Genomic DNA, 22,045 nt, shown 5'->3' with positions numbered 1-22,045 from the left:
ATGTTTAGGATTTGCTTACTTTTCTTTCAAATTCTTGCATTACATCAACCAAAGCCTGCACACTATATAAAGGTAAAGCATTGTACATACTTGCTCTGTAACCACCTACACTTCTATGACCATGTAAACCACTAATGCCAGCTTCTTGCCACAATTTATCAAAAATTTCTTTATGAGTTTCATCAACTAAAGTAAAAGTTGCATTCATGGTGCTCCTATCTTCTTTAGCAACAATACCTTTAAACAATGGGTTTCTATCGATTTCATTATATAAAAGGGTTGCTTTTTTGTTGTTTACTTCTTCAATAAACGGAATGCCCCCTAAATCTTTTAACCATTGTAATGTTAACATAGAAACATACACCGCAAAAACAGATGGTGTGTTAAACATGCTGTCTTTATCTATATGCACTTTATAATTTAACATTGCAGGAATGTGACGTTCAACTTTTCCTAAAACATCTTCCTTAATAATCACCAAAGTAGTTCCTGCAGGTCCCATATTTTTTTGGGCTCCTGCATAAATTAAATCGAATTTTTCAAAATCTAATTGACGCGAAAAAATGTCAGAACTCATATCACATACCAAAGGCACATTGGTTTCAGGAATTTCCTTTAGTTGTGTTCCAGCAACTGTATTATTACTCGTGTAGTGAAAATAATCAGCATCATTAGGAATTGAATATCCTTTAGGAATATAAGAATATCCTTTGTCTTTAGAAGAAGCCACTTCAACCAATTCTCCAAAGGCTTTTGCTTCTTTTATGGCCTTATCAGACCAAGTTCCTGTATTTAAATACGCAGCTTTTTTATTTAATAAATTATAAGCAACCATTAAAAATTCTAAGCTAGCACCACCTTGTAAAAATAAGGCAGTGTATCCTTTATTTTCTAAGCCTAATAATTCTAAAGCCAAAGCTCTCGCTTTTTCCATTACAGCTACAAAAGGTTTACTTCTATGCGATATTTCTATCAGTGATAAATTATCATCATTAAAATTGAGAATGGCTTCAGAAGCTTTTTGTAAAACTTCTTGTGGTAAAATACAAGGGCCAGCACTAAAATTATGTTTTTTCATTTGAGTTTAATTTCAAAGTTTCAAAGTTTAAAAGTTGAAAGCATAAGCTAAAAACAATCAACCAAAAACCAAATTTAAATTGAGGTTAAAAATTCTAAAGTATTAATACCATCAGCATAATCAGTTAATTTTGGATGTTGTGTTTCTCCAAAACCAACTTCATTTTCAATAAAATTTTTGGAAACAATACATTGAATTTTTTCTTTATCCTGATGAAGTTTTATTTTTAAATCGATTTCATTGTCATAATATTCGTAAAAAATAGTGGCAATAGGTGAAGCATAGCTTTCATCTTCTTTAATCATTAAAAAACCATTTTCTAACAAATCGAATTCACTCATTAAATATACAGCCTTATTATAATCGTAGTTATTTGCATATTTAGCGTTATTTATGATTTCTTTTTTTTGATACATTCCATTAAAAAATTGATCAAATTGATAGTCTTTTGGTACATATAGTTTGGAAACACTCCTGCAGCCCAAACCAAAATATTGAAATACATCATCAGCTAATTTTACAAAATCTTCATCGGTTTCATTACCTGTAATAACAGCTACTGAATTTCTGCTTTTTCTAATAATGTTGGGCTTATTTTTAAAATAATACTCAAAATAACGAGCTGTATTATCACTACCAGTTGCAATTACGGCATCAAAATTGGTTAGCTTTTCTTCGGTAAACTTGATATTTCCTTTAAAATTATTTTCTACAAATTCTAAGTATTTCGCTAAATAAGGCAATAAATGCTTGTCATTTGAAGATTGTTTTACCAAAACAGCATGCCCAGAAATTAAGACAGATAAAAAATCGTGAAAACCCACTAAAGGAATGTTACCAGCCATAATTATGGCTACAGTTTTAGGAATATTGCTTTTACCTGTTACAGAAGCCGTAAAGTTTTTTAAATTATCTGCTGTTAACGAGGTAGACCAACTTTCTAAAGCAAATAAAATATTATCTTTTGTAAACCAAGAATTGTATTCTTGTGCTAATTTGATTTGATGCAGAAATCCATCAAAAAAAAGTTCATTATGCTCAATATTTTCTTTTTTTTCAATTTTTTTGTTAGAAAATTGACTTAAAAAAGTGCCTAATTTTACGAAAGCGTTAATTCTATCTTGAATACTAGTCATTTATTTTGGATGTAAATGATTTAGGGTTTATTTTTGCAAAAGCAAAGGTACAAAAAGAGAAAACAAATTATGGCGATAATAATAACAGATGAATGTATAAATTGTGGGGCTTGTGAACCTGAATGTCCAAATACCGCAATTTATGAAGGAGCAGACGATTGGAAATATGCAGATGGTACAGATTTGAGCGGAAATGTGGTTTTACCTAATGGTAAATCTGTAAACGCTGATGAAGACCAAGAACCAATATCAGACGAAATTTACTACATAGCACCAGACAAATGTACAGAATGTATGGGGTTTCATGAAGAACCTCAATGTGCAGCAGTTTGTCCTGTAGATTGTTGTGTGCCTAATGAAGATATTGTAGAAACGAAAGAAGAATTATTAGCAAAGCAATCTTTTATGCATAATGATTAACATTTTCTAAGAAATTAATTAATTAGAATCCTGAACAATGTGTTCAGGATTTTTTATTATCACTTATTTTTAAAGCAAATTATACATCACAAAACTCGAATATTAGATTATATTCGAGTTTTGTTACTAAGTAACTTCACAATTTTAAAAATTGAAAGTAAAACCAGCGTAAGCCCCAAAAGGATGACCAGGTCTTAAACCTGCTGGCACTCTAGATGCAGCATAGGTTTCATCTAACAAATTAATAATATTTGCTGTTAAGCTTACTTGTTTAGTTACAAAATACTTTGTAGATAAATCAACTATAAAATTTTGAGCAACCTTTTCATTGTCAGGTATGGTACCTATACCAGAACGCGTTCTAAACTCTCCATTATACCTTGCGTTTAAGTTTATTTCAAATTTTGAATGTTCCATAGAAAAACCAATATTAAATTGGTTTTTAGGAATGTATGGTAATTCATCGCCAGCAGTTACAGTTCCCCAAAAACTTTCAGCACCACTAAAACTATTTTGGAATTCGGTATGGGTAAACGTATATCCAAATGAGAGCGGTAAAGCAATTTTTGCATTTGCTTTTGCAAAATTGTAATTTAGTAATAATTCAAATCCGCTTACATTAACTTCACCTGCATTAAATTGATCTAGAGAGCCAGTTCCACCAGTTGCAGCCAAATCGCTTCCTAATAAATTTGAGTAATCATTAAAAAAACCTACAAATTCTCCAGAAATTCCTGCTAAATTGAAACGTGTTCCTAATTCGTAATTGATACTTTTTTCAGGTTCTTGACCATCTTGATTTCCAGGAGGAGAGAATCCTTTATGAATACCACCAAAAATAGAAAGATTGTTATTAAATTTATAATTAGACCCCATTCCTGGTATAAAAACACCAACCGAATTTTCTCTTTCTGATAAATTTACACCAGTTCTATTAATATCATTCGTACCAAAATCCTCTCTACTTAAAGTAATGTTTTCATAACGTAAACCAGGTGTAAATGTCCAATTATTGTACTTTAATTTATAAGTGATAAAAGAAGCAAAAGCCTTAGCACTTGTAATTCTATTGGCATCTGTACCAGGAGTTGCAGCTGTTGTTATATCTAAATTTCCAGTATTTGAAATACGATATTTATCAACCCACTGAAAACGATCTTCTTCATCATAATGATATCGTAAACCTACTTCAATATCATGAAAAACATCGCCTTTGTACCAATGATAATCAAATTTTGTTTGAATACCTTGAGCATAATATTTTCTGTTATTAGCTTTAATTGCGATAGCATCATCATTAGAGTTTACACTACCATTTACTATAGCAAAATGATTTGAAAAGGTTATAGGTGCATCTAAAATAGATGCAATAGATTGTCTATTTCCATTAAAAGTTACAGCGTCTAATTTATACCAATTTCTTGCAAAATTATTACGGTAAGCTGTCGTAGTTAAACGCATGTTTTTAGAAAACTCTAGCTTGTGGGTAATTATATATTGAGTGTGATCTGTTGTCATTTTATCATTATTCGAAGAAGCGTATCTAGAGAAAGGGTTTTCATAAAAATCTGCCTCACTTAAACCTAAATAGGTTTCATTACCCACTTCATCAGAATATTGAAACTTAAACTCTAAAGATTGTTTTACACTTGCATTCGGAAAAAGGTTAACTGCAAATTTAGCAACAACATCATTTTTATTAAAACCAGTGTTTTTTCCACTAGGTAATGTTTTAAAACCATCAGAACCATAGTTTAAGAATTCAATCATATAACCAAATATTTTGTTGCTTCCTCCTATTTTTGAATGCAATTGTCTCGTGTTAAAACTTCCATAACTTGTTCTTATTTTTCCACTAAATTTAGTAGGAATTTGAGAAGAAATCATGTTAATAGCACCACCTGTTGTAAAGGGGCCATATTGTACTTGGCTACTTCCTTTTAATACCTCAACTGCCTCCATTCTTGCTATAGTTGGAAAATAATAGGCAGAAGATGCACTGTAAGGTGCAGGTGCAATTAAAACACCATCTTCCATTAAGGTTATTTTACTACTCCTTTCTGGAGATGTACCTCGTAAGCTAATATTTGGGCGTAAACCAAATCCGTCTTCTTCATAAATAGATACCCCAGGCACTGATCGCAAAGCTCTGTTTACATCTGTAAAACTAAATTTTTGAAGTTCTTTTGGTGATAAATAATAGGCTGAACCTGTTCTGTTTTTTGCCATGTATTTGTTTCCAAAAATTTTACTTGTAGAAATTATTATTTCGTTTAATTTTTGAACTGAATCTAAAGAAACTTCTTTTTTCTTTTTTTCTTGCGCATTGTAAGTTGCAGTAAATAAGGTTAATAGTGCAATAATGATTCTATTCATTTTATTTAGATTAATTATAAATTATTTTGAATTTCGGGTGCAAATATAAGTGCTAAAACCATTATAAAAAAGTTTATTTAGAATAAATAAAAATAAATTTACAGTAATCTGTTTATCAGAATGCTATCATAAAAATTAAAAAAAAGTAGACGTTTTATATTTAAATTGATTTTAAATAAAAGAAAATTAAAATGTCGTTTTTAAAATATTGATATAGTTTGTAATTTAACGCAAAAAATAAATATGTTCGAAGCTATAAATTTAAAAAATGCGTTACAGCAACAAAGAAGTAAATGGATTTCGGAAGAGAATATGTTAGAGTTTTATAAAAATATCTTTCACAATTCAGAGTCTGAGGGTACTTCAATTTTGCATAAACTAAACTCAAAACCAACAAAAACAGAGAATAATTTTGATTTTGACAAGTTAGATACAAAAGCAATTTTTCACATTACAGATATTAAAAAAATTTGTGTTGATTATCGACTTCGATTTTTAGATACTGTATATTTTAAAGATGTATATCCTGCAGAAGCTATTTCTAAAATTCAGATATTAGAGAAAAAACACCAAACAAAATTGGGTGGCTTTAAAATTATAGCACCAATGGAGGTTTTTAAACTTAAAAAAGCTGACGATCCATTATTGTTTGCACCTATGGGAAATGGATTTTACTACTTAATTCATCAATGGGGAAATGATGTTAGTCCTTTTAGAAAACTAAAATATTGGGCTATAAAAAATATTGAAAATCTTGCAGTTACACTAGCTATTCTTAGCATTGCTCTTACTGCAATTTCATATCCTATCTTTTTTACAAAACCAGCTTCATTTGGTTATTTGTTAATGCTGTTTATGTTTTATTTTAAAGGAGTAGTAGGTTTAGTATTTATTTTTTGTGGCAGCTCAGGAAAAAATTTTAGCGAATATTCTTGGCAAAGTCAATATGATAAAATAAGCTAATTACTCAAAAATATCATATTAATATTAAAATAAGGGCTTTATCAGTTAAAAGTCATTTTTTAATTGTAAATTTGCACGCAATTATATTCTAATTGCAACATGATAGCACATCAAAATAAAATTTTAGGAGAAGGTCTAACGTATGATGACGTACTTTTAGTACCTGCTTTTTCTCAAGTTCTTCCAAGAGAAGTACGTATTTCAACAAAATTTACCAGAAATATTACCATTAATGTACCTATAGTTTCAGCAGCTATGGATACTGTTACTGAATCTGCTTTAGCAATAGCTATTGCAAGAGAAGGTGGTATAGGTGTTTTACATAAAAACATGACTATTGAGCAGCAAGCTCAAGAAGTTAGAAAAGTAAAACGTGCAGAAAGTGGTATGATTTTAGATCCGGTTACTTTACCATTAACAGCAGTTGTTGCAGATGCCAAAAATAATATGCGAGAACATAGTATTGGAGGTATACCTGTAGTTGATGAAAATGGCAAATTAAAAGGTATTGTTACAAATAGAGATTTACGTTTTGAGCACGATCAGAACAGGCCAATTGTAGAAGTAATGACAAGTGAAAACTTAATTACTGCAGACGTTGGGACTTCTTTAAAAGATGCTGAATTAATTCTTCAAAATCATAAAATTGAAAAACTTTTAATTGTTGATGAAGAAAATATTTTAAAAGGATTAATAACGTTTAGAGATATTACTAAAGTTACTCAAAAACCGATAGCCAATAAAGATAGTTATGGTAGATTACGAGTTGCAGCAGCTTTAGGGGTTACAGGTGATGCTGTACAAAGAGCAGAAGCTTTAGTAAATGCAGGAGTAGATGCCGTAATTATAGATACTGCTCACGGACATACAGAAGGTGTGGTAAAAGTGCTAAAAGCAGTTAAAGAAAAATTTACAAATCTAGACGTTGTAGTAGGTAATATAGCTACACCAGAAGCAGCACAATATTTAGTTGCTGCAGGAGCTGATGCTGTAAAAGTAGGTATTGGTCCAGGTTCTATTTGTACCACAAGAGTTGTAGCTGGTGTTGGTTTTCCTCAGTTTTCTGCAGTTTTAGAAGTAGCGAATGCAATAAAAGGCAGTGGAGTTCCTGTAATTGCAGATGGTGGAATTCGTTATACAGGAGATATTCCTAAGGCAATAGCTGCTGGCGCAGATTGTGTAATGTTGGGTTCTTTATTGGCGGGTACAAAAGAATCTCCAGGAGAAACTATTATTTACGAAGGCAGAAAATTTAAGTCTTACAGAGGAATGGGATCTGTATCAGCTATGAAAAAAGGTTCTAAAGATCGATATTTTCAAGATGTAGAAGACGATATTAAAAAATTAGTTCCAGAAGGTATTGAAGGTAGAGTACCTTATAAAGGAGAACTTTTTGAAAGTATTCATCAATTTATTGGCGGTTTACGAGCAGGTATGGGATATTGTGGTGCCAAAGATATAGAAACCTTAAAAGAAACAGGCCAGTTTATACGTATTACTGCTAGTGGTATCAATGAAAGTCACCCTCATGATGTAGCTATAACAAAAGAATCACCAAACTATAGTAGAAGATAGTTTTTTAAAATTACCATTGAAAAAGATATGACGAACAATCAAGATTTTGTGAACTTTAAGAAAGTTAGAGGTTTAGGAGACATGCTTTCAGACACCTTTAAATTCTTAAGGTCAGAGTGGCAACCTTTTTTTATTACGATAATAAAAATTGCTATTGTACCTGTTATTATAGCTGTGGCTGCTGCAATATATTTCTTGATTGAGTCAAGTTATTTTTATAGTGGTATTTTAAATGTTAACGAATCTGAACCAAATTTTAACTTTAATTTTTCGGGTATTTTTTTACCTCTCTTGGCAATTGTTGTTTCGTATTTAATTGCTTACGCATTGGTAACAGTAGCCTCATTATCCTATATAAAATCGTATATAAAAAATAAAGGAATAGTTAACTATGAAGAAATACAAAATGATACTAAAGAAAAATTTTGGCCTTATGTAGGTTTGTTTTTTTTAGTGATGTTGATTGTATTTATTGGAGCCCTATTTTGTTTTTTACCAGGTATTTATTTTGGGGTAGTATTATCTTTATCTATTTGTATCTTAATTTTTCAAAATAAAAGTGTTTCAGATACAATTGGTTATTCTTTTACGCTAATAAAAGATCATTGGTGGGAAACTTTTGGAATTTTACTTATAGTTCAAATTCTAATAGCAATTTTAAGTTTTATTGTAGAACTGCCAATAAGCTTATATCAAGGGGTTGATATCTCTGTGGTACTAGAGAATGAAAATCCTACTGAATTTTTTGATTATTTTACAGATCCTATTTATTTAATTTTATTGGCTTTTGCTAACTTGGTAAAATTTGTTTTTTACATCATTTCAACCATTGTAACTGTATTTATCTATTTTGATATCAGAGAGCAAAAAAATCCAACTTCAGATAGTGTTATTGATGAAATAGGGATGAATTAAAATTACTAAATTAGTTTTTGTAGTTCACGATAATCATCAATTGTAGCATTTGCGTTTTTAAGTGTTTGATCTAAAACCATAGGATTTTTATAACCAACAACATAAATTCCTGCGTCATTGGCGGCTTGTATTCCATTGTCAGAATCCTCTATAACAATACAGTTTTCTTTTGGGGTTTTACCTAACACAGCAGCTTTTTCAAAAATTTCAGGATGCGGTTTAGATGCGGTTAAATCTGCACCGCTAATTTTAGCAGTAAAATATGGATGCAAATCAAAACGATCAAAAACTCGATTGATATTTACCATAGCTGAAGATGAAGCCAAAACTAAAGTTAATCCTTTTTTGTAGCAATGTAAAATGAGCTCTTTTACACCATTTACCAATTGTAAATTAGGGTCATTTTCAAAAAAGTTAACATATCTTGCTCTTTTATCTAAAACCAAATCTTCAGGACTGTTATCTAAATTAAAAAAATCAACTAATTTTTGAAACGCGTTTATGGTCGAGGATCCAGTAAACGTTTTGTACAATTCTTCAGAAACTTCAACTCCAAGAGAATTAAATGTTTCAAAATATGCTTTTTTATGAATTTCTTCAGAATCTATGATAACGCCATCCATATCAAAAATAACGCATTGTAATGTTTCAGGTAATATCATTTAAGGTGTAAATTTATATTAGATTACACAAAAGTAAACAAGCAACGAAGCATATAACAACTAAACACAATTTTTTTCTTTTGATGTCGCTTGATTTCGTTTTTTACAAACTTAGAATATGACAGAAAATATCTATAAAAATTTATAAATTACTCAATAAATTTTGCAGTTATTTCTGGGCTAGGTATCATACAACTTTCTTTTTTACCAAACCATTTATATCTATTTGCCGCGATAAAATCATAGATGTGGTTTCTAAAAACTTCTGGTAATAAAAAACCAATTTGGGTTATGTTCCATATTCCACCAAAATCTTTCATAATATTTAACGCAGCTGTAGCTTTAATGTCATAAGCAACACCTGGATCATATAAAATTATTGAATCTATTTTACCGATATCAATATTCAAGTGATTGGCAATCATTTGACCAGCTTCAGATTGCAAAGAAGCAAATAAAAACGTGTTTTTTTTATCGTACTTAATAATTTTTAAAACAGCAGTATTACAAAGATTGCATACGCCATCAAATAGAATTAGTTTTTTATGTGCAGGAATATCAATCATTTTCTATAATTAAAGACAAAAAACAAAATTACATTATCTTTTTTTAAAATTGTTGTAACATTTTAAGTTATGAGACGTCTTATGTGTGTATTCTACTATATGATTAAGCTTTTAACATAATATTAATAACCGCAATCAATAGCATTGAATACTTTAGTGTAAAAATTAACCAAACACATGATTCGAATAGAAAAACTTCACAAATCTTATCCAATAGGAAAAGATTCTTTGCACGTATTAAAGGGAATAGATTTACACATAAAAGAGGGCGAATTTGTTTCTATTATGGGGTCATCTGGATCAGGAAAATCTACCTTATTAAATATTGTAGGTTTATTAGATGTTCACGATGAAGGTGAATATTATTTAGATGGTAAGCTCATTAAAGACATGAATGAGAAAAAAGCTGCATTATTAAGAAATAAATTTTTAGGCTTTATATTTCAATCTTTTAATTTAATCTCATACAAAACTGCCTTAGAAAATGTTGCTCTGCCTTTGTATTATAAAGGAATGAATAGAAAAGAACGATTAAATGTAGCTCTAGATTATTTAGAAAAAGTAGGTTTAAAAGATTGGGCAAATCATTTACCAAACGAGCTTTCTGGTGGGCAAAAACAACGTGTTGCTATTGCAAGAGCTCTAGTTACCAATCCAAAAGTTGTTTTGGCAGATGAGCCAACAGGAGCATTAGATTCAACAACAACTGATAATGTTATGGATTTATTAAAAGACATTAATGATGAAGGCATGACTGTTTTTGTGATAACACACGAAGAAGAAGTTGCAGAGCAAACCAAAAGAATTGTACGTTTAAAAGATGGTGTAATTATTAGTGATGAATTAACTAAGGCATCAAAAGCAGTGTAAATATGTTTGATATAGATCGTTGGCGAGAAATATTTCAAAGTATCAATAAAAACAGGTTACGTTCTGTAATGTCTGGTTTTACAGTGGCATTTGCTATTTTGTTATTTACCTTACTTTTTGGTATTGTTAGTGGGTTAAGTAATTCTTTTAAAGGTGCTTTTGCAGATGATGCACAAAACTCGATGTTTGTTAGAGTTTGGAAAACCTCAATACCTTATAAAGGATTGCAAACAGGTAGAAGGGTTCAGTTAAAAAATGATGATTACAATTTTGTAAAAGAAGAATATAGCAATAAATTACAGTATCAATCAGCAAGAATTTATAAAAATTTTACTCTAAAATATAAAAATGAAGCTAGTACATACAGTGTAATGGCTATCAACCCTGATCATCAATTTATAGAAAAAACAATTATTAACGAAGGTAGATATGTTAACGAAAGAGATATCAAAGAAAAATCTAAAGTAATTGTAATTGGACGATTGATTAAAGAAGATTTATTTGGAGAAAGACCTGCTTTAGGAAAACGAATAAACGTAAACGGAAGTTCTTACTTAATTATCGGTATTTTTTCTGATGAAGGAGGGGATAATGAAGAAAGAAAAGCCTTTATTCCTTTAAGTACAGCACAAATGATTTATGGTAATAATGATTATATAAGTCAAATGGCTTTTGGGTATAATCCTAATTTAAGTCTAGATGCAGCAGTTGCTTTTGGTAATAAAATGGAACGAGACTTGCGTAAAAAGTTAAACATTCATCCAGATGATCAAAGTGCGCTTTCTGTTAGAAATATGGCTGAAGCAAATAAAGGTGTAGGTCAATTTATGGGCGTTTTATATGCCATTGTAATTTTGGTAGGTTCTGGAACGTTAGTAGCAGGAATTATAGGTATTTCAAATATTATGATTTTTGTAATTAAAGAGCGCACAAAAGAATTTGGAATTCGTAAAGCTTTAGGAGCTAAACCATCATCTATAGTAGGTATGGTTGTGCAAGAATCAGTTTTAATAACCACTTTGGCAGGGTATTTAGGGCTTTCATTAGGGACTTATTTACTGAGTTTAATTGGCAATAGTTTAGAAGAAGATTACTTTATTAAAGACCCAAGTGTAAGTACAGGTATTGTTGTAGGCGCAACTATTGTGTTGATTTTATCAGGGCTAATTGCTGGTTATGTGCCAGCAAAAAGGGCAGCGAATATTAAACCAATTGTAGCATTAAGAGCAGATTAATTATGAAGTTTTTATTTGATTCAGATACCTGGCAAGAAATTTACGGAAGCATCCGAAAAAACAGAATAAGGACAATAATTACAATTATTGGGGTTCTTTGGGGTATATTTCTTTTGGTAGTATTGTTAGGAGCAGCAAGAGGAATGGAAAACGGTTTTAATAAACTTTTTGGTAATTTTGCAACCAATAGTGTCTTTGTTTGGACACAATCTACAGATACACCATTTAAAGGTTTTCAAGAAGGAAGACGCTTTCGTTTAACCATGAATGATATTGAGGTTTTAAAATCGGAATATCCTAATGAAATTAAGTTACTAGCACCAAGAAATCAAACCAATAATTTATTAGTTCACAACTTTAAATCGGGAGATTTTAGAGTAAGTGGAGATTATCCTGTCTTAGATCAAATACAAAAAAAACAGCTTTTGTATGGTCGTTTTTTAAATGAAAATGATATAATTTCTGCAGCTAAAGTAACTGTAATATCGGAAGATATGTACATCCAATTATTTGATAAAGGAGCCCAACCTATTGGAGAATATATCAAAATAAATAGTATTAATTACAAAGTTGTTGGGGTTTATAAGCGTTCAAATACTATCGATTTTGATGGAGACACAGCATACATTCCTTTTACAACCTATAAAAAAGTATATAATACAGCCAATAGAGTAGATTGGATGATGATAACTGCAAATGAGGGAACGAATATTGAGCAGATGGAAAAAGATATTTTACTTACTTTAAAAGGTTTACATAAAGTACATCCAGAGGATAAAAGAGCTTTTGGTAGTGTTAACTTAGGTAAAGAAATAGGTAAAGTAACAGGCTTTTTAATAGGAATGCAATTTTTAACTTGGTTTGTAGGTATTGCAACATTAATTGCTGGTGTTTTTGCAATTGGTAATATATTATTAATAACAGTTAAAGAAAGAACCAAAGAAATAGGAATTCGAAGAGCATTAGGGGCAACACCCAAAAGTATTCGTCAACAAATCATTTTAGAATCTGTCTTTTTAACAACCATAGCAGGAATGTTAGGTATTATTTTTGGAAGCTTGGTTTTGTATTTAATAGATTCAGCAGTAAGCAATAACGATGATATTCCATTAATTAACCCAACCGTAAATATTCCAATAATTTTTATAGCATTTGCCACTTTAATTGTGTTAGGTACACTAATAGGTTTAATACCTGCACATATGGCAACAGTAGTAAAACCAATAGAAGCATTAAGAGAAGAATAAAAAAATCAATTAACTAAATCATGAGTAAAAGAGCAAAAATTATTTTAATTATCATAGCAATAGGTTTTATTGTCGCGTTAATTTGGTTCGGAAAAAAGAACAAGAAAAGTATTATTGAGTACGAAACAGAAACACCTTTTAAAACCACTATTGTTAAAAAAACAGTAGCTACAGGAAAGGTTACTCCTTTAGAAGAAATTGAAATTAAACCACAAATAACTGGTATTATCGATAAAATATATTTGTTAGAAGGTTCTCAAGTAAAAAAAGGAGATTTAATAGCAACAGTTCGTGTAGTACCTAATGAGCAATCTTTAATAAGCGCAAAGGGTAGAGTAAACAATGCTGAAATTCGTTTAAATAACGCTAAAATTCAGTATGATAGAAATAAAAACCTTTTTGATAAAGGGGTTATTGCTAAACAAGCTTTTGAGCAAATTGAGTTGACATACGACCAAGCTAAACAAGATTTAAAAAATGCTCAAAACGATTATTTAATCATTAAAAGAGGATCTGCAGTTTCTGGAAGCGCAGCTAACACCAGTATTATAGCACAGATTTCTGGAACAATTTTAGAAATTCCTGTAAAAGAAGGAGACCAAGTTATACAATCTAACAATTTTAATGCAGGTACAACCATTGCATCTATTGCAGATATGAATAAAATGATCTTTGAAGGTAAAGTAGATGAATCTGAAGTGGGTAAATTAGTAAAAGGAACAGATATCGATGTTTCTATTGGTGCTATTGAAGGCAAAAAGTTTCCTGCTAAATTAAATTTTATTGCACCAAAAGGTACTGAAGAGCAAGGTGCAGTGCAGTTTAAGATTAAAGCAGATGTTTCTTTAGATGATAAAAACTTTATTAGAGCAGGTTATAGTGCAAATGCAGATATTGTTTTAGAAAAGAAAGATAGTGTATTGTCAATAAAAGAGGCATTATTAAAGTTTGATAATAAAACTGAAGAACCTTATGTAGAGGTAAAAACAGGAGAAGGTACTTTTGAGAAAAGAACGCTTAAATTAGGAACTTCTGATGGTGTAAATGTTGAAGTTTTAGACGGAGTTATAGCAACTGATGAAATTAAAATTTGGAACAAAGCTTCAAAAGGAGATGAGAAAAAAGAGAACTAACATTCTCATTACTTGATAAAAATAACAAGGAACTCATATTATGGGTTCCTTTTTTTTTCTAAAAATTTTCTTTAAATCTAATCCCACCAAACTAAAAATACCTTTTCGATAGTGCCATTTTTAAATTTTAACCAACATAAAGGAGAAAATTTTCTATTTAAATATTCTTTCATATTTTCTTGAAACCGGTCAAAATTCAACCAATCTACATGCGTATGTGGTACAACCAACCAATCTTTTTTATCAGGAATATAAAACTTACAATCTATAAAATTAGATAGTTGTTTTAGATTGATGTAAAACCCAGAAATACAGTGATTATTTAAAGTAGTGAATTGTATTTTTCGATTTGAAAATGGTACAAATAATTGAGCTTTAAAACACACTTTTTGCTCCATACTTTCTGAATTTAAATGTAGGCTTTTTAAGAATTCCCTGCATTCAGCAGCGTAGAGTAGAGGTAGTTGTTTTTTCTTTAATTTAGTTAATTTTTCTTTCAAAGAGTCTTTTCTGTTGGGGCCAATACAATGTTCAATTTCAGTTTTACCCACAGTTTCATCAATCAAATAGAATTTGTAAATAATCTCTAAATGAATTACGGATTTTCCTTTTTTTAAGATACAATCCAGCTCACCTAATGTTCTTTTTTCTTTTTGAATTTGTACATTTTCGCATAAAATTGTAACATTATTTTGTTGTGCTAATTGATAAGAAACAAAACGTTCTATATACTTACCAAGTCTTAATTTTTCATCAATATCGATGTCTATTTTTGATGATGAATTTTCAATTTCAAATTGAGGTAAATGATAAACAGCATTATTTTTCCACAAATTTGGTGTTTGTAAAAAGCCCTCATATCTATTTTGGATGTCTTTATTTTTTTGATACATTGCAAAATCGAAGTTACAAATCTATTTTGTAACTTTAACTTCTAAACATCCAATTAATGCAGATAGAAAAATCCACATTTCAATTTTTAAAAGATTTACAAAAAAATAACAACAGAGATTGGTTTACAGAAAATAAACCAACATATGTAAAAGCACAACAAAATTCGAAAGATGTTTTTGCCGCCATTCATCATAATTTACAAATGCATGATGAAATTGAAAAATCTAAAATGATGCGTATTTATAGAGATGTGCGCTTTTCTAAAGATAAAACTCCTTATAAAAGCAGATTTGCTAATTCATATTCACGATTAGGAAAATCACTTAGAGGAGGTTATTTTATTTGTTTAGAACCACAGAATTCTTTTTTAGCAGGTGGATTTTGGGAACCTAATAAAGAAGATTTATTTAGAATTCGCAAAGAAATAGAGATGGATGCTTCTGAAATTCGTGGTATTTTAAAAGATCCAACTTATCAAAAGCATTTTGGAAATACATTTGAAAGTTTTGGTGAATTAAAAACAGCGCCAAGAGGTTTTGATAAGGATCATCCAGATGTTGATTTATTGCGTAAAAAAGGCTTTATAGCCACTAAAAAATTCACTGATCAAGAAGTGTTATCTGAAGATTTTGTAGCAAAAGTAGATGAGAGTTTTATAGCATTACGACCTTTTTTTAATTTGTTTAGCGATATTTTAACCACCAATTTAAATGGCGAACGTATTTAGATGTTTTAATTAAATTAGGTTATAATATTGTAAATGATGAATACCAATTAAAAAGGCTTATTGAAACAGATTTCAATAAGCCTATATTTTAAATTGATCGTCTTTTAGTTCTTGTATCTTTAACCGTTCGTTTTGCTGGTTTCTTTTTTAAGTCAGATTTTCTGTTGGTAAGATTTCGATCTCTTCGAACTTCGTTTCTGTCTACTTCAGTTCTCTTTAAATTTGTTGTAGATCTATCTGAAGATAACCTTCTGTTAGCATCATTTTTTCTGTATTCATTCGTGCTTTTTCGTCTTGCAGTGGCATTGTTATTTCTTCTAGAAGTATCAGATTTTCTTCTTTTAATAATAGTACTTCTGCCTCCAATTCTTGCATTAGGTTTGGCTCTGTAATAAAAGAAATTTCTATCTTCTCTAATTTGTACATAATTTCTTCTAAAAGAGTTATCTCTAAAAAAAACATCATTATACCCAAATACATCACCAAAATTTACATTGAAACGTATACCATTATCATAATAGAAGTTTCTTACATTGCCATAAAACATAGGTTGCCCCCATCTATCATATCGTACAGTTAAATCTCCTATATTTCTTACTCTATTTCTAAAATAGTTGATACGAATTTCTCCAATTCTAGTTACATTTCCTCTAAAATCATATCGTAAACGCACATTTCCTATTCTACGAATTCTACCTCTAAAATCCCTATCAATTCGTATTCTATTGTTTCTAAAATTGATATCAAAATCAAAATCACCATTGGTGAAAACGAAAAATTCAATTCCGTTTTCAAAGAAATTTACGGCGTTACTATAAGAATAATAATTTACCCCAAATTTGGTTGGTACATTTTCATTTTCTTTTGCTTTAACAGTGGTAACCATCAAAAACATTGCTATTGCTATGAGTATACCTTTTTTCATAATATATAGTTTTAAGGGTTTTGCCTACTCTAATTGCTTTTCGGCTATCGCATTTGTTTACATATTTTCAAAGAGCGTGCCAAAAAATTACAATAGTCATAAAAACAAGATTGATAATTTGTGTAAAAACCATAAAATGAGCTATTTATTTGGTTTTTATTATTTTTAAATTAAAGAAAATATCCTTGTAATATTTTTTATAAATTACGACAGATATTTAAAATAGATTAGATGATAAATGCTATTGTAAAAAACTTAGAAAAAGGAATTCAATTACTTCAAACGATTACAGATGAGCAATATTCTAATACTTCTATACCTCCTTATTGTTCTAGTATAGGATGTCATACTCGCCATATTTTAGATGTGTTTTCTTGTGTTTTAAATGGTTTTGAACATAAAAATATAGATCTTACAAAGCGTGAAAGAAATGAAATTATTGAACTTAAAACTACAAAAGGGATTGAATATTTTGAAGCAATAATTCATCAAATTAAAAATATTTCTATACAAGATTTAAATATGGAAGTAAAGGTAATTGACAATTTAGGGTTGGGTAATGAGCAGGCTTTTTATACCCTTGGTGCAATTTTAATGCAAGCACAAAGCCATGCTATTCATCATTATGCCAGTATTGGGTATCTTATTTATCAATTAGGTATTGAGTTGCCAGATACAGATTTTGGCTACAATCCTACAACACCCAATAAAAACTTAAGAGCTTCTTAAGCTTTATTTAATGCAATCGTTTAAAAATAAATGTGTTGTTATTCTGAATAATATACACCTCTAAAACATTTGTAGGATGTATAAATGCAAAAGTATCATTGACTTGAAATCGAATATTATCTAACTTAAACCTTCCCTCAAAGTCTTTGTTTCCGTTTACATCATATCTAGAAATAAGATAGGTAGTCTCATCAACTTGATTTTCAATAGCAAACCAAGCACCACTGCCAATACCACCTAACCAAGATCCTTTTTTTAATTCAAATTTCTCAGCATTTGGCAATTCTGTTCCAATTAAATTCAAAGTGGTATCAAACGTATTAAAAAACGAAGCTTTGTATTCTTTAATAATTGATCTGTTTTTATAAACTTCAATTTTTTGATGATGTACTTTATATATTTTGGTTGAATTAGTTCCTTTAATTACATTGCCAATAGGGCTTGGCGTAAATAAATTTGAGTTTTTTAATTTACGTTTTATTTTTTTATGATTGGTAGCTGCAATTATGGTATCTGTTACAAAACGAGCACAATTTGTACCTTTTTTTATAAATGCGCCATAAGGCAATTCTTTTTGAGTGATTAGATTTTTAATAAAAGTAATGGCTTTCAAATAATTTATTTCATCGTTTATACTTGCAATGAGTCGTCCAGAACCATGAGTTTTTTCAGGATGATTTTCTATCCACAATAAAATATCACGAAGATTTGTTAATTGATTATTCTTGAATTTAGCCTGGATAGGAACATACAATTCAGGGTCAGTTTCAACAGATCTTGTTCTTCCAAAACCGTTAGAAGTGATGTATCTCCCAAAATCAAAATATTGAATTTCAGTATTATTTTTTTGAATGAGTAGCAAAGCAGCATGGCCTGCTTGTATGGCATGTTCACTTCCAATACCAATTTTAGGCCATAATTTACTAGAAAATTCTCGGTAAGCAGGTCTTACAACAGTATCTGGATACGATAAAATAATAACAATTCCATCATTTTTTTGTTGATTTGTTTGCAATGATTTTTAATCTTTATTAAAAATTGCTTTTTGAAGTATACCAAAGGTTTTAAAAGCAAAATATATTGTAAAAATGACAACTAAACAGCTTAAAGCTAAAAATAAATAGGCAAAGTATATTTTTGGTGCTTCAGTAAAGTTGTCTATCGCTTTAAAACTCATGGTTATAATAATTGGGGAAACAATAAATAGAAGAATTAAAACTCCTAACCGAATTAAACCTTTCCCCAATAAAGTTGTATCTGTGCTCATTATTTATAGTTTTCTATAGCGTTTCTAACATTTCCGAATTCAGTCAATAATTCTTCCGCTTTTTTTAAGTCGATGTTTAATGCTTTTACTAACATTTTCTGACCTCTTTCTACCAATTTATTGTTAGAGAGTTGCATGTCTATCATTTTATTGCCTTTTACTTTTCCAAGTTGAATCATAGTTGCTGTAGAGATCATATTCAGTACCAATTTTTGAGCTGTACCAGCTTTCATTCTAGAACTTCCTGTTACAAACTCTGGGCCAACAATAACTTCAATGGGATATTGGGCCGTTTTTGAAAGCGGACTGTTTTTGTTGCAAGAAATGCTGCCTGTAACAATACCATGTTCATTACATTTTGCCAAAGCAGCAATAACATAAGGTGTTGTACCAGATGCTGCAATACCCACAACAACATCTTTGTCAGAAATATTGTGCTCTAGTAAATCTAGCCAACCTTGATTTTTAGAATCTTCTGCAAACTCAACAGCTTTTCGAATTGCAGTATCTCCACCAGCAATTAAACCAACTACTAGTTCATGTGGCACTCCAAATGTTGGCGGACATTCAGATGCATCAACAATACCCAATCTACCAGAAGTTCCAGCTCCAATATAAAAAAGCCGACCACCATTTTTTAGTTTTTCAACAATTTTGGTTGTTAAGTTTTCAATTTCAGGTAGTGCTTTTTCTACAGCTATAGGTACTGTTCTATCTTCATTATTGATATTGATTAACAACTCAGCAACCGTCATTTTTTCTAAATGATTGTATTTGGAATCTAGTTCTGTAGTTTTGGTAAAGCTCATAAAGTTACTTTAATTTATCAGAATTTAACAAAAACACAGCATTTGCCATAAATAATTTTCCATTGTCCCAAAAAGAACGGAATAATGGATTATCAACCATATAAACAATGCTTCCTCTTCCTTTTCTTTCTTCGCCAAATAATAATGTTTCTGGTAATTTTTCTAAAACCTTTACACCAGCAAAACCAGAAATACTTTTTGCATTTTCTGTTAAATAAGCAACATTACCATTTGGTAAATATTGGTATGCACTACTGCTTCTTTTTAAGGTAAAATATTCACTTGTATAGCCAAAAGCTAAAGGATGTGTATTATCTACTTTACTTTTAAAAATAGCACCAGCTATTAAATTATTGGCATTTTCCCTTTCTTGTGCTGCATAAGGTGTCATATTTGGTTTTTCATCATCCTTTTCTTCTTTATTTTCTTTTCGTTTTAAAGAGAATCCTTTTTTATCAGCAAAAGAGTTTAAGGCACCATCAATAGCAATTAAGGTTCCTCCAGAACGCACCCAGCTTGATAAATCCTCTAATGTATTTTTATTTAAAATACGACTGTAATATCCATTTGGTAAAATAATTACATCGTAATTGGAAAAATCTACACTACTAAAATAATCAGAATCAATAATGGTTAGTGGATATTGTAATTCGGTTTCGAAAAAATGCCAAATTTCTCCAAAACTTAAAGAAGAAGTGCCTTCACCAGAAAGTAAGGCAACTTTTTGTTTGTTAATTGGTTTTACAGAATACGACCCAAAGTCTACACCAGCATCAGAAAATCCAGATGGTGTTGTAGTAAGTTGACGCATATTCTTATCTGCAATTTGTATTAGTTTTTCATCAAAATCTTTTTGTTTGTTGTCGTTTCTTAAAATAATTAAAGAACCTCGATCAAAAGCAACCCCATTAGTGGTAAAAGGTTTTTCAGAAAAACGAGGTACAATACCATTTTTTAAGAGTTCTGCTAAAAAGGTAGCATCGTTTAAACTATTCCATTTAGCAATGTAAGCATAGGCAGTTTTGTCAATGTTATTGTCAAAACTAAATTTTTCGTCTTTAGAAATTGATGGAATACTCGTCTTTGAAGCAATTGCATGAAAACCATGAGCATAAGGAATAGACCAAGCAGTAATATCGTAAGTTAAAGAATCTAATATTTTTACTTTAGGTTCAAACAATACATTAACCATTTTTCCTTTAGGTTGATTGGTGTGAATCACAAGATCAGTTTCATCCACATTTAACTTTCCTTCTTGTAAAGTGTTATAAACATAACCTTTTACAGTGCCTTTTTTAGCATTTTGGTATGTAATTTCATGTTTGTCTAACAATAATTTTAAACGATTTATTTTGTCTTGATTATCATTTTTAAGCACAAAACTTTTATACTTTAAATCAGAGTTATCGAAATATTTTTTAAATTCAGAATTTAATTTTTCTGCATTTTGAGATGCAATTTCTACAGTAGATAATCCTGTTGTTTTATGATGAAGAGCTCTGTCTTTTAAAGTTAATACTTCACCTTCATCCGTTTTTATAGCTAAACCAGCGCGTCCATGGCCAGCTTGTTCATAAGTCATACCAATGGCTCCCATAAAGGTAGGGTAGGTGTCTCCATAACTTGGGTACAATAAATCGAAACTTTCTTTGGTAAAGTACAACCAACTTTCTTTATCAAAATATTTTGCGTGATTTTTACCAATTTCTGTTTGAAAATCGCGTTGCCAATCTGTAATAATTTCATGAAAAGGTGCTGCTGCAGGTGCAAAATAATAAGGACTATTAATACCTTGTTCGTGAAAATCTACATGAATATGTGGCATCCATTGATTATAAATTTTAATTCTTTGCTGGCTCTCTACTTGTGTTGCCCAAGCCCAATCTCTATTCAAATCAAATAAATAATGATTTGGTCTTCCTCCAGGCCAAGGTTCGTTATGTTCTTTAGCATCTTGATCAATATCAAAAGGGGTGCTTTTTACTTGATTATACCAGTTTACATAACGATCTCTACCATCAGGATTTATACAAGGGTCTAGAATAACAACCGTATTTTCTAGCCAAGCTTTTTTAGAAGTAACTAATTCGTAAAGCGTTAACATAGCAGCCTCTGTACTAGAAGCTTCATTTCCATGAACATTGTAGCTTAGCCAAACTATAGCTTTTTTATTGGCTGTTTTTTCTGATAGAATTCCGGTTTGAGAAAGGTTAGCTTTTCTAATATTTTCTAAATTATCTATATTCTCTTGAGATGAAATATAGCTAACATACAAAGGTCTGTGTTCATTGGTTTCTCCATATTTTTCTAGTTGAACATTCGTTAAAGTTTCGCTAACATATTTAAAATAGTCAACAACTTTATGATGTCTTGTAAAACGTGAGCCAATTTCGTAACCTAAAAAGGCAGAAGGCGATTGAATTTCTTGACCAATTACAGTGCTTAAAGAAAAAAGTGCAATGATTAAAAGCGATTTGATTTTCATTGATATTGATTTGAATTTCATCAAAAGTAAGGA

The 22,045-nt window shown here is 30.2% G+C and carries 21 protein-coding genes; 10 read left to right on the top strand and 11 right to left on the bottom strand.

The window, feature by feature from the left end; genetic code table 11:
• Positions 1-4: 4 nt before the first annotated feature.
• Positions 5-1,078 (bottom strand): 3-phosphoserine/phosphohydroxythreonine transaminase, encoded by a 1,074-nt coding sequence (gene serC / locus ACTG3V_RS08050; RefSeq protein WP_439131645.1) that lies wholly within the window; start codon positions 1,076-1,078, stop codon positions 5-7.
• 74 nt (positions 1,079-1,152) lie between these two features.
• Positions 1,153-2,214, bottom strand: coding sequence for an acyl-CoA reductase (locus ACTG3V_RS08045; protein ID WP_439131644.1), 1,062 nt, complete (start codon positions 2,212-2,214; stop codon positions 1,153-1,155).
• A 69-nt stretch (positions 2,215-2,283) separates the two neighbouring features.
• Here ACTG3V_RS08045 and ACTG3V_RS08040 point away from each other — a divergent pair, with 69 nt between their 5' ends.
• Positions 2,284-2,634, top strand: a complete 351-nt coding sequence (locus ACTG3V_RS08040; protein ID WP_439131643.1) for a 4Fe-4S dicluster domain-containing protein — start codon at positions 2,284-2,286, stop codon at positions 2,632-2,634.
• Positions 2,635-2,778: 144 nt separating this feature from the next.
• Here the strand turns inward: ACTG3V_RS08040 and ACTG3V_RS08035 are convergent, their stop codons facing one another.
• Positions 2,779-5,010 carry a TonB-dependent receptor family protein gene (locus tag ACTG3V_RS08035; RefSeq protein ID WP_439131642.1) on the bottom strand — a complete coding sequence of 744 codons (2,232 nt, stop codon included), beginning with the start codon at positions 5,008-5,010 and terminating at the stop codon, positions 2,779-2,781.
• 243 nt (positions 5,011-5,253) lie between these two features.
• Here ACTG3V_RS08035 and ACTG3V_RS08030 point away from each other — a divergent pair, with 243 nt between their 5' ends.
• The 3 genes from ACTG3V_RS08030 (at position 5,254) to ACTG3V_RS08020 (ending at position 8,463) form a co-directional block, all read left to right on the top strand.
• The gene (locus tag ACTG3V_RS08030) at positions 5,254-5,973 is read left to right on the top strand and encodes a hypothetical protein (RefSeq protein WP_439131641.1); all 720 of its coding nucleotides are present in this window, start codon (positions 5,254-5,256) and stop codon (positions 5,971-5,973) included.
• A 99-nt stretch (positions 5,974-6,072) separates the two neighbouring features.
• The gene (gene guaB / locus ACTG3V_RS08025; protein WP_439131640.1) at positions 6,073-7,548 is read left to right on the top strand and encodes an IMP dehydrogenase; all 1,476 of its coding nucleotides are present in this window, start codon (positions 6,073-6,075) and stop codon (positions 7,546-7,548) included.
• A 27-nt stretch (positions 7,549-7,575) separates the two neighbouring features.
• Positions 7,576-8,463: a hypothetical protein gene (locus tag ACTG3V_RS08020; protein ID WP_439131639.1), complete on the top strand. Its 888-nt coding sequence runs from the start codon at positions 7,576-7,578 to the stop codon at positions 8,461-8,463.
• A 5-nt stretch (positions 8,464-8,468) separates the two neighbouring features.
• Here ACTG3V_RS08020 and ACTG3V_RS08015 read toward each other — a convergent pair whose 3' ends face one another.
• Together ACTG3V_RS08015 and ACTG3V_RS08010 are read right to left on the bottom strand one after the other, a co-directional pair.
• Positions 8,469-9,125 carry an HAD family hydrolase gene (locus ACTG3V_RS08015; RefSeq protein WP_439131638.1) on the bottom strand — a complete coding sequence of 219 codons (657 nt, stop codon included), beginning with the start codon at positions 9,123-9,125 and terminating at the stop codon, positions 8,469-8,471.
• Between the two features lie 149 nt (positions 9,126-9,274).
• The gene (locus ACTG3V_RS08010) at positions 9,275-9,691 is read right to left on the bottom strand and encodes a thiol-disulfide oxidoreductase DCC family protein (RefSeq protein WP_439131637.1); all 417 of its coding nucleotides are present in this window, start codon (positions 9,689-9,691) and stop codon (positions 9,275-9,277) included.
• Positions 9,692-9,868: 177 nt separating this feature from the next.
• Here ACTG3V_RS08010 and ACTG3V_RS08005 point away from each other — a divergent pair, with 177 nt between their 5' ends.
• Genes ACTG3V_RS08005 through ACTG3V_RS07990 form a run of 4 tightly spaced genes read left to right on the top strand, consistent with a single transcriptional unit; the run spans position 9,869 to position 14,176 of the window.
• Positions 9,869-10,561: an ABC transporter ATP-binding protein gene (locus ACTG3V_RS08005; RefSeq protein ID WP_439131636.1), complete on the top strand. Its 693-nt coding sequence runs from the start codon at positions 9,869-9,871 to the stop codon at positions 10,559-10,561.
• Between the two features lie 2 nt (positions 10,562-10,563).
• On the top strand, positions 10,564-11,796 hold the full coding sequence (locus ACTG3V_RS08000) for an ABC transporter permease (RefSeq protein WP_439131635.1): 1,233 nt from the start codon (positions 10,564-10,566) through the stop codon (positions 11,794-11,796).
• 2 nt (positions 11,797-11,798) lie between these two features.
• Positions 11,799-13,043, top strand: a complete 1,245-nt coding sequence (locus ACTG3V_RS07995) for an ABC transporter permease (protein WP_439131634.1) — start codon at positions 11,799-11,801, stop codon at positions 13,041-13,043.
• 20 nt (positions 13,044-13,063) lie between these two features.
• On the top strand, positions 13,064-14,176 hold the full coding sequence (locus tag ACTG3V_RS07990; protein ID WP_439131633.1) for an efflux RND transporter periplasmic adaptor subunit: 1,113 nt from the start codon (positions 13,064-13,066) through the stop codon (positions 14,174-14,176).
• Positions 14,177-14,253: 77 nt separating this feature from the next.
• Here ACTG3V_RS07990 and ACTG3V_RS07985 read toward each other — a convergent pair whose 3' ends face one another.
• Positions 14,254-15,069 carry a DUF1853 family protein gene (locus ACTG3V_RS07985; RefSeq protein ID WP_439131632.1) on the bottom strand — a complete coding sequence of 272 codons (816 nt, stop codon included), beginning with the start codon at positions 15,067-15,069 and terminating at the stop codon, positions 14,254-14,256.
• A 56-nt stretch (positions 15,070-15,125) separates the two neighbouring features.
• Here ACTG3V_RS07985 and ACTG3V_RS07980 point away from each other — a divergent pair, with 56 nt between their 5' ends.
• Entirely contained in the window at positions 15,126-15,797 is a 672-nt protein-coding gene (locus tag ACTG3V_RS07980; protein WP_439131631.1) for a DUF2461 domain-containing protein, read from the top strand.
• Between the two features lie 88 nt (positions 15,798-15,885).
• Here the strand turns inward: ACTG3V_RS07980 and ACTG3V_RS07975 are convergent, their stop codons facing one another.
• On the bottom strand, positions 15,886-16,722 hold the full coding sequence (locus tag ACTG3V_RS07975; protein WP_439131630.1) for a hypothetical protein: 837 nt from the start codon (positions 16,720-16,722) through the stop codon (positions 15,886-15,888).
• 231 nt (positions 16,723-16,953) lie between these two features.
• Between ACTG3V_RS07975 and ACTG3V_RS07970 the strand changes: the two genes are divergently transcribed.
• Complete coding sequence (locus ACTG3V_RS07970) at positions 16,954-17,451, top strand: DinB family protein (RefSeq protein ID WP_439131629.1); 498 nt, start codon at positions 16,954-16,956, stop codon at positions 17,449-17,451.
• Between the two features lie 7 nt (positions 17,452-17,458).
• On the opposite strand, the gene ACTG3V_RS07965 is transcribed toward ACTG3V_RS07970, so the two are convergent.
• The 4 genes from ACTG3V_RS07965 to ACTG3V_RS07950 are packed head-to-tail and all read right to left on the bottom strand — an operon-like array spanning position 17,459 to position 22,012.
• On the bottom strand, positions 17,459-18,466 hold the full coding sequence (locus ACTG3V_RS07965; RefSeq protein WP_439131628.1) for a DUF6695 family protein: 1,008 nt from the start codon (positions 18,464-18,466) through the stop codon (positions 17,459-17,461).
• 6 nt (positions 18,467-18,472) lie between these two features.
• Positions 18,473-18,718: a DUF6095 family protein gene (locus ACTG3V_RS07960; protein ID WP_439131627.1), complete on the bottom strand. Its 246-nt coding sequence runs from the start codon at positions 18,716-18,718 to the stop codon at positions 18,473-18,475.
• Positions 18,718-19,527, bottom strand: coding sequence for an N-acetylmuramic acid 6-phosphate etherase (gene murQ, locus ACTG3V_RS07955; RefSeq protein WP_439131626.1), 810 nt, complete (start codon positions 19,525-19,527; stop codon positions 18,718-18,720). Before murQ ends, ACTG3V_RS07960 begins: the two co-directional genes overlap by 1 nt.
• Before the next feature lie 4 nt (positions 19,528-19,531).
• Positions 19,532-22,012: a M14 family metallopeptidase gene (locus ACTG3V_RS07950; protein ID WP_439131625.1), complete on the bottom strand. Its 2,481-nt coding sequence runs from the start codon at positions 22,010-22,012 to the stop codon at positions 19,532-19,534.
• Positions 22,013-22,045 lie beyond the last annotated feature (33 nt).

The sequence above is a fragment of the Polaribacter sp. genome (assembly GCF_965660385.1).
GTDB lineage: Bacteria > Bacteroidota > Bacteroidia > Flavobacteriales > Flavobacteriaceae > Polaribacter.
Note: the sequence above shows the minus strand (reverse complement) of the source record. Positions and strands in the feature narration are given on the sequence as shown.